This is a genomic window from Stenotrophomonas sp. 99219_Sma, assembly GCF_056480785.1.
On record NZ_CM151117.1, the window covers coordinates 834,243 to 846,890 of the forward strand.

The following is a 12,648-nucleotide window of genomic DNA, read 5'->3' on the forward strand; positions in this document are numbered from 1 at the left end:
CCGCGCCGCTGGCAGTCAACTGAAAGCCCATCGACACAGCATTCCTCCTTCTGGAGAACACCATGAAAGACCTGCTCAACCTCTTCAACCAGCAGCGCCAGACGCTGGACTTCGACGCGATCAAGATCGCGCTGGCCTCGCCGGACCTGATCCGTTCGTGGTCCTTCGGCGAAGTGAAGAAGCCGGAAACCATCAACTACCGTACCTTCAAGCCGGAACGCGACGGCCTGTTCTGCGCCGCCATCTTCGGCCCGGTGAAGGACTACGAGTGCCTGTGCGGCAAGTACAAGCGCATGAAGCACCGCGGCGTGGTCTGCGAAAAGTGCGGCACCGAAGTGACCCTGGCCAAGGTGCGTCGTGAGCGCATGGGCCACATCGACCTGGCCTCGCCGGTCGCGCACATCTGGTTCCTCAAGTCGCTGCCGTCGCGCATCGGCCTGATGCTGGACATGACCCTGCGCGACATCGAGCGCGTGCTGTACTTCGAAGCCTACGTGGTGACCGAGCCGGGCCTGACCGCCCTGGAACGCCGCCAGCTGCTGACCGAAGAACAGTACCTGCAGGCCCGCCAGGAGCACGGTGACGACTTCGACGCCGCCATGGGCGCCGAGGCCGTGTACGAACTGCTGCGCACCATCGACCTGCAGTCGGAAATGACCCGCCTGCGCGAGGAAATCGCTGCTACCGGTTCGGAAACCAAGCTCAAGCGCCTCACCAAGCGCATCAAGCTGATCGAAGCCTTCCTGGAATCGGGCAACCGTCCGGAATGGATGGTCATGACCGTGCTGCCGGTGCTGCCGCCGGACCTGCGTCCGCTGGTTCCGCTGGATGGCGGCCGCTTCGCGACCTCCGACCTGAACGACCTGTACCGCCGCGTCATCAACCGCAACAACCGCCTGCGCCGCCTGCTCGAACTGAGCGCGCCGGACATCATCGTGCGCAATGAAAAGCGCATGCTGCAGGAATCGGTCGATGCGCTGCTGGACAACGGCCGTCGTGGCCGTGCCATCACCGGCACCAACAAGCGCCCGCTGAAGTCGCTGGCCGACATGATCAAGGGCAAGCAGGGTCGCTTCCGCCAGAACCTGCTGGGCAAGCGCGTCGACTACTCGGGCCGTTCGGTCATCGTGGTCGGTCCGTACCTGCGCCTGCACCAGTGCGGCCTGCCGAAGAAGATGGCGCTTGAGCTGTTCAAGCCGTTCGTCTTCGCCAAGCTGCAGCGTCGTGGCCTGGCCACCACCATCAAGGCCGCCAAGAAGCTGGTCGAGCGCGAAGAAGCCGAAGTCTGGGACATCCTGGAAGAGGTCATCCGCGAGCATCCGGTGATGCTGAACCGTGCGCCGACCCTGCACCGTCTGGGCATCCAGGCGTTCGAGCCGGTGCTGATCGAAGGCAAGGCCATCCAGCTGCACCCGCTGGTCTGCACCGCGTTCAACGCCGACTTCGACGGTGACCAGATGGCCGTCCACGTGCCGCTCTCGCTGGAAGCCCAGCTGGAAGCGCGTGCGCTGATGATGTCGACCAACAACATCCTGTCGCCGGCCAACGGCGAGCCGATCATCGTGCCGTCGCAGGACGTCGTGCTGGGTCTGTACTACATGACCCGCTCGCTGGAAAACAAGAAGGGCGAGGGCATGGCCTTCGCCAACATCGCCGAAGTGAAGCGTGCCTACGACAACCGCGTGGTGGAACTGCACGCGCGCGTCAAGGTCCGCATCACCGAGGTGGTGACCGACGAAGACGGCATCAAGCAGAACAAGACCTCGATCGTGGACACCACGATCGGTCGCGCCCTGCTGGCTGAAATCCTGCCGGAAGGCCTGCCGTTCGCGCTGGCCAACACCGAGCTGACCAAGAAGAACATCAGCCGCCTGATCAACTCCAGCTACCGCCAGCTGGGTCTGAAGGACACGGTCGTGTTCGCCGACAAGCTGATGTACACCGGCTTCGCCTACGCGACCCGCGCCGGCGTCTCGATCGGCATCGATGACATGCTGATCCCGGACGAGAAGAAGGGCATCCTCACCGAGGCCGAAGCCGAAGTGCTGGAAATCCAGGAGCAGTACCAGTCGGGCTTGGTCACCGCCGGCGAGCGCTACAACAAGGTGGTCGACATCTGGTCGCGCACCAACGAGCGCATCGCCAAGGCGATGATGGACACCATCGGTACCGAAAAGGTCGTCAATGCCAAGGGTGAGACCATCGACCAGAAGTCGATGAACTCGCTGTACATCATGGCCGACTCCGGTGCGCGTGGTTCGCAGGCGCAGATCCGTCAGCTGGCCGGTATGCGTGGCCTGATGGCGCGTCCGGACGGCTCGATCATCGAGACGCCCATCAAGGCGAACTTCCGTGAAGGCCTGAACGTGCAGGAGTACTTCAACTCCACCCACGGTGCCCGTAAGGGTCTGGCCGATACCGCGCTGAAGACCGCGAACTCGGGTTACCTGACCCGTCGTCTGGTCGACGTCGCGCAGGACGTGGTGATCACCGAGGTGGATTGCGGTACCACCGAAGGCCTGATCATGACCCCGATCGTGGAAGGCGGCGACGTGGTCGAGCCGCTGAAGGACCGCGTGCTGGGTCGCGTGGTTGCCGAGGACGTGTTCCTGCCGGGCAACGACGAAGATCCGATCGTCACCCGCAACACCCTGCTGGACGAAGCCTGGGTCGCCAAGCTGGAAGACGCCGGCGTGCAGAGCATCAAGGTGCGTTCGACGATCTCGTGCGAATCGGCCTTCGGTGTCTGCGGTCGCTGCTACGGCCGCGATCTGGCCCGTGGCCACCTGGTAAACATCGGTGAAGCGGTCGGCGTCATCGCCGCCCAGTCCATCGGTGAGCCGGGTACCCAGCTGACCATGCGTACGTTCCACATCGGTGGTGCGGCGTCGCGAGCTGCTGCGGTCGACAACATCACCGTCAAGACCACCGGCTCGGTCAAGTTCAGCAACCTCAAGTCCGTCGAGCATGCCAACGGCTCGCTGGTGGCAGTGTCGCGCTCGGGCGAAATCTCGGTGCTCGATGCCCACGGCCGTGAGCGTGAGCGCTACAAGCTGCCGTACGGTGCGACCATCACGTCCAAGGACGGTGATGCGATCAAGGCTGGCCAGACCGTGGCCAACTGGGATCCGCATAACCACCCGATCGTGTCGGAAGTGGCCGGTTTCATCCGCTTCATCGACTTCGTCGACGGCATCACCGTCATCGAGAAGACCGACGAGCTGACCGGCCTGGCGTCGCGCGAAATCACCGATCCGAAGCGTCGTGGTACCCAGGCCAAGGACCTGCGCCCGATCGTGCGCATCGTCGACGCCAAGGGCAACGACCTGTCGATCCCGGGCACCGACCTGCCGGCGCAGTACCTGCTGCCGCCGCGCTCGATCGTCAACCTGCAGGACGGCGCTGCCGTCGGCGTGGGTGACGTGGTCGCCAAGATTCCGCAGGAAGCGTCGAAGACCCGCGACATCACCGGTGGTCTGCCGCGCGTGGCCGATCTGTTCGAAGCGCGCAAGCCGAAGGATCCGGCGGTGCTGGCCGAGCGTTCGGGCATCATCAGCTTCGGCAAGGACACCAAGGGCAAGCAGCGCCTGATCATCAAGGACACCGATGGTTCGGAGCACGAAGAGCTGATCCCGAAGTACCGCCAGGTCATCGTGTTCGAAGGCGAGCATGTCACCAAGGGTGAAACCATCGTGGACGGCGAGCCGAGCCCGCAGGACATCCTGCGTCTGCTGGGTGTCGAACCGCTGGCGGCCTACCTGGTGAAGGAAATCCAGGACGTGTACCGCCTGCAGGGCGTGAAGATCAACGACAAGCACATCGAGGTGATCACCCGCCAGATGCTGCGCAAGGTCGAGATCACCGACCAGGGCAGCAGCAAGTTCCTGAACGGCGAACAGGTGGAGCGTCAGCGTGTTATCGAGGAGAATGCGCGCCTGTCGACCCGCAACGAGCTGCCGGCGCACTTCGATCCGGTCCTGCTGGGTATCACCAAGGCCTCGCTGGCGACCGAATCGTTCATCTCGGCCGCGTCGTTCCAGGAAACCACCCGCGTGCTGACCGAAGCGGCCGTCCGCGGCACCTCGGACAACCTGCGTGGCCTGAAGGAAAACGTCATCGTGGGTCGCCTGATTCCGGCCGGTACCGGCCTGGCGTACCACAGCAACCGCCGTCGCGGTGCTTCCGGTCTCACCGAGTCGGAAATGCAGACCCTGGCCGGCACCCCGGCTGCGGTCGAGGCACCGGTGGTTGAAGCCGAAGCTGAACAGGCCTCGGGCGAAGAATGAGGTATCCGGTCCGGCCGCAAGGCCGGACCACCCCATCGGTCCATCGATGGGATTGGGAAAGGGCAGGGGAGATCGTCCGCGATCGACCCGGCCAACCTGAACGGGGTACATGGAGGCCCCCCAGTAACGTTCCGGGATCAGGAACGGGCTTGACAGGAGGCGTTTGACTGCTTTCCTGGCAGGTTGCTACAATCGTCTGTCTCAGCAGGCCAGAATTTTGGCCTGCTTTAACATTTCCGCATCTCTGGTCGGATTTTCCGGCCACCAATCAGAAGAACCTACTGATGGCGACGATCAACCAGCTGGTCCGCAAGCCGCGGCAAGCGACCACCTACAAGAGTGCCTCGCCGGCGCTCGACAAGTGCCCGCAGCGCCGTGGCGTCTGCACCCGTGTCTACACCACCACTCCGAAGAAGCCGAACTCGGCTCTGCGCAAGGTTGCCAAGGTCCGCCTGACCAACCAGGAAGAAGTGATTTCCTACATCGGTGGTGAAGGCCACAACCTGCAGGAGCACTCCGTGGTCCTGATCCGCGGCGGTCGCGTCAAGGACCTGCCGGGTGTGCGTTACCACACCGTTCGTGGCTCGCTCGACGCCGCCGGCGTTGCCAAGCGTCGCCAGGCCCGTTCCAAGTACGGCGCCAAGCGTCCGAAGGCATAAGGAGAGAGCACTATGTCGCGTAAGGGTAATACTCCGCAGCGTTCCGTCCTGCCCGATCCGAAGCACGGAAGCGAAACCATCGCCCGCTTCATCAACATGGTCATGCAGAGCGGCAAGAAGTCCGTCGCCGAAAAGATCGTGTACGGCGCCATGGACGTGATCACCGAGAAGAACAGCAGCGCCAACGCCATTGAACTGGTGCAGAAGGCTCTGGACAACGTCGCTCCGGCGGTCGAAGTCAAGTCGCGCCGCGTCGGTGGTGCCACCTACCAGGTGCCGGTCGAAGTGCGTTCGTCGCGCAAGATGGCCCTGGCCATGCGCTGGCTGATCGACTCCGCGCGCAAGCGTGGTGAGAACACCATGCCGAAGAAGCTGGCTGCTGAACTGATCGACGCCTCGGAAAACCGTGGCGGCGCCATCAAGAAGCGCGAAGAAACCCACCGCATGGCCGAAGCCAACAAGGCATTCGCCCACTACCGCTGGTGAGTTTGACGGCCTTGTAAAACAGGCAGGGCAGCACCACTTCGGTGCGTGCTGCCTCGCGGTCCCAGAAGGACTGCGCCAATCCGAAGGCCGCCGAAAGGCGGCGTTCGGCCATCCGAAATCCAAGAAATCTGAGAGGCTCCCGTGGCCCGTTCCACTCCCATCGAGCGTTACCGTAACTTCGGCATCATGGCTCACATCGATGCCGGCAAGACCACCACGTCCGAGCGCATCCTGTTCTACACCGGCAAGAGCCACAAGATCGGTGAAGTGCACGACGGCGCCGCCACCATGGACTGGATGGAGCAGGAGCAGGAGCGTGGCATCACGATCCAGTCCGCTGCCACCACCGCGTTCTGGAAGGGCATGGACAAGTCCCTGCCGGAGCACCGCTTCAACATCATCGACACCCCCGGGCACGTCGACTTCACCATCGAAGTGGAGCGCTCGCTGCGCGTGCTCGACGGTGCCGTCTTCGTCCTGTGCGCCGTCGGTGGCGTGCAGCCGCAGTCGGAAACCGTGTGGCGCCAGGCCAACAAGTACCACGTGCCGCGCATCGCGTTCGTCAACAAGATGGACCGCACCGGTGCCAACTTCCAGAAGGTCGTCGGCCAGCTGAAGGCCAAGCTGGGCGCGGTTGCCGTGCCGATGCAGCTGCCGATCGGCGCTGAAGACAACTTCAAGGGCGTTGTCGACCTGCTGAAGATGAAGGCCATCCATTGGGATGAGGCTTCGCAGGGCATGAAGTTCGAATACGGTGAAATCCCGGCCGATCTGCAGGGCCCGGCTGAAGAGGCTCGCCAGTTCATGGTCGAGACCGCTGCCGAAGCCAGCGAAGAGCTGATGGAAAAGTACCTGGGCGGCGAAGAGCTGGCCGAGGCTGAAATCATCAACGCGCTGCGTACCCGCACCCTGGCCACCGAGATCGTGCCGATGTACTGCGGCTCGGCCTTCAAGAACAAGGGCGTGCAGGCCATGCTGGACGGCGTGATCCAGCTGCTGCCGTCGCCGGTCGACGTGCCGGACGTGAAGGGCGTGGACGTTGACGACGACACCGTCGAAATGACCCGCAAGTCGGACGACAAGGCTCCGTTCTCGTCGCTGGCCTTCAAGATCATCACCGACCCGTTCGTCGGCGCGCTGACCTTCTTCCGTGTCTACTCGGGCACCCTGAACGGTGGCGACACCGTGCTGAACTCGGTGAAGGGCAAGAAGGAGCGCATCGGCCGCATCCTGCAGATGCACTCGAACAACCGCGAGGAAATCAAGGAAGTTCTGGCCGGTGACATCGCCGCTGCCGTGGGCCTGAAGGACACCACCACCGGTGACACCCTGTGCGCCGTGGACGCCCCGATCATCCTGGAGCGCATGACGTTCCCGGAGCCGGTGATCTCGATGGCCGTCGAGCCGAAGACCAAGTCGGACCAGGAAAAGATGGGTCTGGCCCTGGGCCGTCTGGCGCAGGAAGATCCGTCGTTCCGCGTCAAGACCGACGAAGAATCCGGCCAGACCATCATCTCGGGCATGGGCGAGCTGCACCTGGACATCATCGTCGACCGCCTGAAGCGCGAGTTCAACGTTGAAGCCAACGTCGGCGCGCCGCAGGTGGCCTACCGCGAAACCATCACCCTGGCCGACGTCAAGTCGGACTACAAGCACGCCAAGCAGTCCGGTGGTAAGGGTCAGTACGGTCACGTCGTGATCGAACTGTCGCCGATCACCGCTGCCGACCGTGCCGATCCGAAGCTGGCTCCGGCCATCAAGGACGACTTCCTGTTCATCAACGACATCACCGGCGGCGTGATCCCGAAGGAATTCATTCCGTCGGTTGAAAAGGGCCTGCGCGAAACCATCACCAGCGGTCCGCTGGCTGGCTTCCCGGTCGTGGACGTCAAGGTGAAGCTGGTGTTCGGTTCGTACCACGACGTCGACTCCTCGGAAATGGCGTTCAAGCTGGCTTCGTCGATGGCCTTCAAGCAGGGCTTCGCCAAGGCCAAGCCGGTGCTGCTGGAGCCGATCATGAAGGTCGAGATCGTGACCCCGGAGGATTACCAGGGTGACGTGATGGGCGACGTCAGCCGTCGTCGCGGCGTGCTGCAGGGTTCCGACACCACCGGTGACGGCTCCGCTTCGATCATCAACGCGATGATCCCGCTGGGTGAAATGTTCGGCTACGCCACTGCGCTGCGTTCGCAGACCCAGGGCCGCGCCACCTTCACCATGGAATTCGATCACTACGAGCCGGCTCCGACCAACATCGCCGAAGCCGTCATGAAGAAGGGCTGAGCCTCGCTCAGCCTCTCTTGAAACCACTTACGAACAATCAAGGTATAGAACAATGGCAAAGGGTAAGTTCGAGCGCACCAAGCCGCACGTCAACGTCGGCACCATCGGTCACGTCGATCACGGCAAGACCACGCTGACCGCTGCACTGACCAAGATCGGTGCCGAGCGCTTCGGTGGCGAGTTCAAGGATTACTCCTCGATCGACGCCGCGCCGGAAGAAAAGGCGCGTGGTATCACGATCTCGACCGCGCACGTCGAATACGAATCCCCGGTCCGTCACTACGCCCACGTCGATTGCCCGGGCCACGCTGACTACGTCAAGAACATGATCACCGGTGCCGCCCAGATGGACGGCGCGATCCTGGTGTGCTCGGCCGCTGACGGCCCGATGCCGCAGACCCGCGAGCACATCCTGCTGTCGCGTCAGGTCGGCGTGCCGTACATCGTCGTGTTCCTGAACAAGGCCGACATGGTTGACGACGCCGAGCTGCTCGAGCTGGTCGAGATGGAAGTGCGCGAGCTGCTGAGCAAGTACGACTTCCCGGGCGACGACACCCCGATCATCGCCGGTTCGGCCCGTCTGGCGCTGGAAGGCGACCAGAGCGACATCGGCGTGCCGGCCATCCTGAAGCTGGTCGATGCCCTGGACAGCTGGATTCCGGAGCCGGAGCGTGCGATCGACAAGCCGTTCCTGATGCCGGTGGAAGACGTGTTCTCGATCTCGGGCCGCGGCACCGTGGTGACCGGTCGTATCGAGCGCGGCGTGATCAAGGTTGGCGACGAAATCGAAATCGTCGGCATCCGTCCGGTGCAGAAGACCACCGTGACCGGCGTTGAAATGTTCCGCAAGCTGCTGGACCAGGGTCAGGCAGGCGACAACGCTGGCCTGCTGCTGCGCGGCACCAAGCGTGACGACGTCGAGCGTGGCCAGGTTCTGGCCAAGCCGGGTTCGATCAAGCCGCACACCAAGTTCGAAGGCGAAGTCTACGTCCTGTCGAAGGACGAGGGCGGCCGTCACACCCCGTTCTTCAACGGCTACCGTCCGCAGTTCTACTTCCGCACCACCGACATCACCGGCGCAGCTGCTCTGCCGGAAGGCGTCGAAATGGTGATGCCGGGTGACAATGTCAAGATGGTCGTCACCCTGATCAACCCGGTGGCAATGGACGAAGGCCTGCGCTTCGCCATCCGCGAAGGCGGCCGTACCGTCGGCGCCGGCGTGGTCTCGAAGATCATCGAGTAATCTGGTAGTATCTGCGCCCCGATGTTGCCTGGGTAGGGCATCGGGGCGTATCAAATGGGAAAGCAGGCACAGGATGTGCCTTGTGTTCCCCGGACCAGGAAGGGTCAATGCCATTCAGGCGGCGTCAACAGGCGACTGTTGACAGCTGCCTTGCGTGCCATTATGCTTCTACGTCTGGGCAGGCCGGGTAACTGGTCTGCCTACGTTTTTGAGGTCTATGGAGTGACCTTGGCGGCCTGCAGGACTGTGGGTCGTCCGTATTCAGGAATTTCATGGGACAAAGCAACCCAGAGGCTTTGTCTGTCGCTCTTTTAACGAAGGAACCTACCGCCATGGCGGACCAAAAGATCCGGATCCGGCTGAAAGCGTTCGATCATCGTCTGATCGACCGTTCGGCCAGCGAGATCGTTGAAACGGCAAAGCGGACCGGCGCGCAAGTGCGTGGCCCGATCCCGCTGCCGACCAAGATCGAGCGTTACACCGTTCTCGTTTCCCCGCACGTCGACAAGGACGCGCGTGACCAGTACGAGACCCGCACGCACAAGCGCGTGCTCGATATCGTTGACCCGAATGACAAGACCGTGGACGCGCTGATGAAGCTCGAACTGGCTGCCGGCGTCGACGTTCAGATCAAGCTGACCTGAGGACTACGACCATGACGAAGAAGTATTCGTTGGGCTTCGTGGGCCGCAAGGCTGGCATGAGCCGCGTGTTCACTGAAGATGGCCGCTCCATCCCGGTGACCCTGATCGAAGCAACCCCGAACCGCATCGCGCAGATCAAGACCGTCGAAACCGACGGCTACAGCGCCGTGCAGGTGACCGTCGGCGCGCGTCGCGCTGCCCTGGTCAACAAGCCGGAAGCCGGCCACTTCGCCAAGGCGAAGGTGGAAGCGGGTCGTGGCCTGTGGGAATTCCGCGTTGAAGACGCGCAGCTCGGCGATTTCGCCGTTGGCGGCGAAGTCAAGGCGGACATCTTCGAAGTCGGCCAGATCGTCGACGTCCAGGGTGTCACCAAGGGTAAGGGCTTCCAGGGCACCATCAAGCGCCACAACTTCCGTATGGGCGATGCAACCCACGGTAACTCGCTGTCGCATCGCGCGCCGGGTTCGCTGGGTCAGCGCCAGACCCCGGGTCGCGTTTTCCCGGGCAAGAAGATGTCGGGCCACATGGGCGCGGTGCAGCAGAGCACCCAGAACCTGGAAGTGGTCAAGGTCGACGTCGAGCGCGGTCTGATCGCCGTTCGCGGCGCCGTTCCGGGCGCGGCGGGTGGCGACGTGATCGTCCGTCCGGCGAGCAAGGCATAAGGAGAGATGACGATGGAACTCGTTATCACGGGTAGCAACAACAAGGTCTCGGTCTCCGACGCCGTGTTCGGTCGCGATTTCAGCGAAGATCTGGTCCACCAGGTCGTCGTTGCCTACCGCAACGCCGGTCGCGCCGGCACCAAGGCACAGAAGACTCGCTCCGAAGTGGCTGGTACCACCAAGAAGTCGAAGAAGCAGAAGGGCGGCGGCGCGCGTCATGGCGCACTGACGGCTCCGATCTTCGTCGGCGGCGGTGTCACCTTCGCGGCCAAGCCGCGCAGCTTCGAGCAGAAGGTCAATCGTAAGCAGTACCGTGCCGCCATGTGCGCGATCCTGTCCGAGCTGAACCGCCAGGGCCGTCTGACCATCGTGGAGTCCTTCGACGTCGAAGTGACCAACACGAAGGGTCTGATCGCCAAGCTGGCCGGCCTGGAAGTGGGCAAGCGCCCGCTGATCGTCACCGAAGAAGCGTCCGAGCACCTGTACCTGTCCGCCCGCAATCTGCCGTACGTGCAGGTGCGTGACGTCCAGGGTCTGGATCCGGTCTCGCTGGTGGGTGCCGACACGGTCGTCATCACCGCTGACGCGGTCAAGAAGGTCGAGGAGTGGCTGGCATGAACAGCAACGAAAAAATCTTCAGCGTGCTGCGTGCCCCGCGTGTCTCCGAAAAGACCGCGCGCCTGCAGGAACTCTCCAACCAGTATGTCTTCGAAGTTTCGAACGAAGCCACCAAGGCCGATGTAAAGGCCGCGGTTGAGCAGCTGTTCGACGTCAAGGTCGAAGCCGTCAACGTGGTCAACGTCAAGGGCAAGAACAAGTCCTTCCGTAACCGTGCTGGCCGCCGCGGCGATTGGCGCAAGGCGTACGTTCGCCTGGCCGATGGCCAGTCGATCGATGTAACGGCCAAGGCCTGAGGTACATCCCATGCCATTGATGAAATTCAAGCCCACTTCCCCCGGCCGCCGTTCGGCCGTGCGCGTGGTCACTCCCGACCTGCACAAGGGTGCTCCGCACGCTGCGCTGGTCGAGTCGCAGAGCCGCTCGGGTGGTCGTAACCACCATGGCCGCATCACCGTGCGTCACGTCGGTGGTGGTGCCAAGCAGCACTACCGCATCATCGACTTCAAGCGCAACAAGCTGGGCATCCCGGCGCGCGTGGAACGCATCGAATACGATCCGAACCGCACCGCGCACATCGCTCTGCTGTGCTACGTCGACGGTGAGCGTCGCTACATCATCGCCCCGAAGGGCCTGAAGGCTGGTGATCAGGTGATCGCTGGTTCGGATGCCCCGATCAAGGCTGGCAACACCCTGCCGCTGCGCAACATCCCGGTCGGCACCACCATCCACTGCATCGAACTGAAGCCGGGCAAGGGCGCTCAGATCGCTCGCGCCGCTGGTGCGGCCGTGCAGCTGGTGGCTCGCGAAGGCATCTACGCCACCCTGCGCCTGCGCTCGGGTGAAATGCGTAAGGTTCCGGTCGAGTGCTGCGCCACCATCGGCGAAGTCGGCAACGACGAGCACAGCCTGGAAAAGCTGGGCAAGGCCGGTGCCAAGCGTTGGCGCGGCGTCCGCCCGACCGTTCGTGGTGCTGCCATGAACCCGGTTGACCACCCGCACGGTGGTGGTGAGGCGAAGGCCGGCCAGGGTAATCCGCATCCGGTCACCCCGTGGGGTGTCCCGACCAAGGGTTACAAGACGCGCCATAACAAGCGCACTCAGCAGTTCATCGTCCGCGATCGTAGGGGCTAATCGACCATGGCACGTTCACTCAAGAAGGGCCCGTTCGTCGATCACCACCTCGTCAAGAAGGTGGAGGCCGCTGCGGGCAGCAAGAAGCCGATCAAGACCTGGTCGCGCCGTTCGATGATCCTGCCTGACATGGTAGGCGTCACCATTGCCGTGCATAACGGCAAGAACCACATCCCGGTTCTCGTCAACGAGAACATGGTCGGCCACAAGCTCGGCGAATTTGCCATCACCCGGACCTTCAAGGGTCACGGTGGTGACAAGAAGTCGGGCAAGTAAGGAGAGATGACAATGGAAGCGAAAGCCATCCTGCGCACTGCGCGCATCTCCCCGCAGAAGGCTCGTCTGGTCGCTGACCAGGTGCGCGGTCTGCCGGCCGAGCGTGCGGTCAACCTGCTGAAGTTCTCGGACAAGAAGGCTGCCCACCTGATCAAGAAGGTGGTGGAGTCGGCAATTGCCAACGCCGAGAACAACCAGGGCGCCGACGTCGACGAGCTGAAGGTTCAGACCATCATGGTTGATGAAGGTCCGACCCTGAAGCGTTTCATGGCGCGGGCGAAAGGCCGCGGTACCCGCATCCTCAAGCGCACCAGCCACATCACTGTGGTTGTGGGCGCCGCCAAGTAAGCGGATAAG

Annotated in this window: 12 protein-coding genes; all 12 read left to right on the forward strand. The window is 63.0% G+C overall.

All coding sequences use genetic code 11. The features are described 5' to 3' along the window. Positions 1-62 precede the first annotated feature (62 nt). The 12 genes from rpoC to rplV all read left to right on the forward strand — a co-directional run bounded on the left by rpoC (position 63) and on the right by rplV (position 12,639). Positions 63-4,286: a DNA-directed RNA polymerase subunit beta' gene (gene rpoC / locus ACZK13_RS03780; RefSeq protein WP_032129760.1), complete on the forward strand. Its 4,224-nt coding sequence runs from the start codon at positions 63-65 to the stop codon at positions 4,284-4,286. Positions 4,287-4,570: 284 nt separating this feature from the next. Beyond that, a complete protein-coding gene (gene rpsL, locus ACZK13_RS03785) occupies positions 4,571-4,945 on the forward strand; it encodes a 30S ribosomal protein S12 (protein WP_004145320.1) in 375 nt (124 codons plus the stop codon). Between the two features lie 12 nt (positions 4,946-4,957). Beyond that, on the forward strand, positions 4,958-5,431 hold the full coding sequence (gene rpsG / locus ACZK13_RS03790) for a 30S ribosomal protein S7 (protein ID WP_004145321.1): 474 nt from the start codon (positions 4,958-4,960) through the stop codon (positions 5,429-5,431). Positions 5,432-5,572: 141 nt separating this feature from the next. After that, complete coding sequence (gene fusA, locus ACZK13_RS03795) at positions 5,573-7,714, forward strand: elongation factor G (protein ID WP_049435135.1); 2,142 nt, start codon at positions 5,573-5,575, stop codon at positions 7,712-7,714. A 52-nt stretch (positions 7,715-7,766) separates the two neighbouring features. After that, positions 7,767-8,957 (forward strand): elongation factor Tu, encoded by a 1,191-nt coding sequence (gene tuf / locus ACZK13_RS03800; RefSeq protein WP_004154360.1) that lies wholly within the window; start codon positions 7,767-7,769, stop codon positions 8,955-8,957. 332 nt (positions 8,958-9,289) lie between these two features. Beyond that, the gene (gene rpsJ / locus ACZK13_RS03805; RefSeq protein WP_005408208.1) at positions 9,290-9,601 is read left to right on the forward strand and encodes a 30S ribosomal protein S10; all 312 of its coding nucleotides are present in this window, start codon (positions 9,290-9,292) and stop codon (positions 9,599-9,601) included. An 11-nt stretch (positions 9,602-9,612) separates the two neighbouring features. Then, positions 9,613-10,263, forward strand: coding sequence for a 50S ribosomal protein L3 (rplC, locus tag ACZK13_RS03810; RefSeq protein ID WP_004145336.1), 651 nt, complete (start codon positions 9,613-9,615; stop codon positions 10,261-10,263). Between the two features lie 12 nt (positions 10,264-10,275). Then, on the forward strand, positions 10,276-10,881 hold the full coding sequence (gene rplD, locus ACZK13_RS03815; RefSeq protein WP_004145337.1) for a 50S ribosomal protein L4: 606 nt from the start codon (positions 10,276-10,278) through the stop codon (positions 10,879-10,881). Further along, positions 10,878-11,177, forward strand: coding sequence for a 50S ribosomal protein L23 (gene rplW, locus ACZK13_RS03820; RefSeq protein WP_004145338.1), 300 nt, complete (start codon positions 10,878-10,880; stop codon positions 11,175-11,177). The genes rplD and rplW overlap by 4 nt, the downstream gene beginning before the upstream one ends. Before the next feature lie 10 nt (positions 11,178-11,187). Beyond that, positions 11,188-12,015: a 50S ribosomal protein L2 gene (gene rplB, locus ACZK13_RS03825; protein WP_004145339.1), complete on the forward strand. Its 828-nt coding sequence runs from the start codon at positions 11,188-11,190 to the stop codon at positions 12,013-12,015. 6 nt (positions 12,016-12,021) lie between these two features. Then, positions 12,022-12,291, forward strand: coding sequence for a 30S ribosomal protein S19 (rpsS, locus tag ACZK13_RS03830; RefSeq protein WP_004154485.1), 270 nt, complete (start codon positions 12,022-12,024; stop codon positions 12,289-12,291). 12 nt (positions 12,292-12,303) lie between these two features. After that, positions 12,304-12,639, forward strand: coding sequence for a 50S ribosomal protein L22 (gene rplV, locus ACZK13_RS03835; RefSeq protein ID WP_004145348.1), 336 nt, complete (start codon positions 12,304-12,306; stop codon positions 12,637-12,639). Positions 12,640-12,648: the final 9 nt, after the last annotated feature.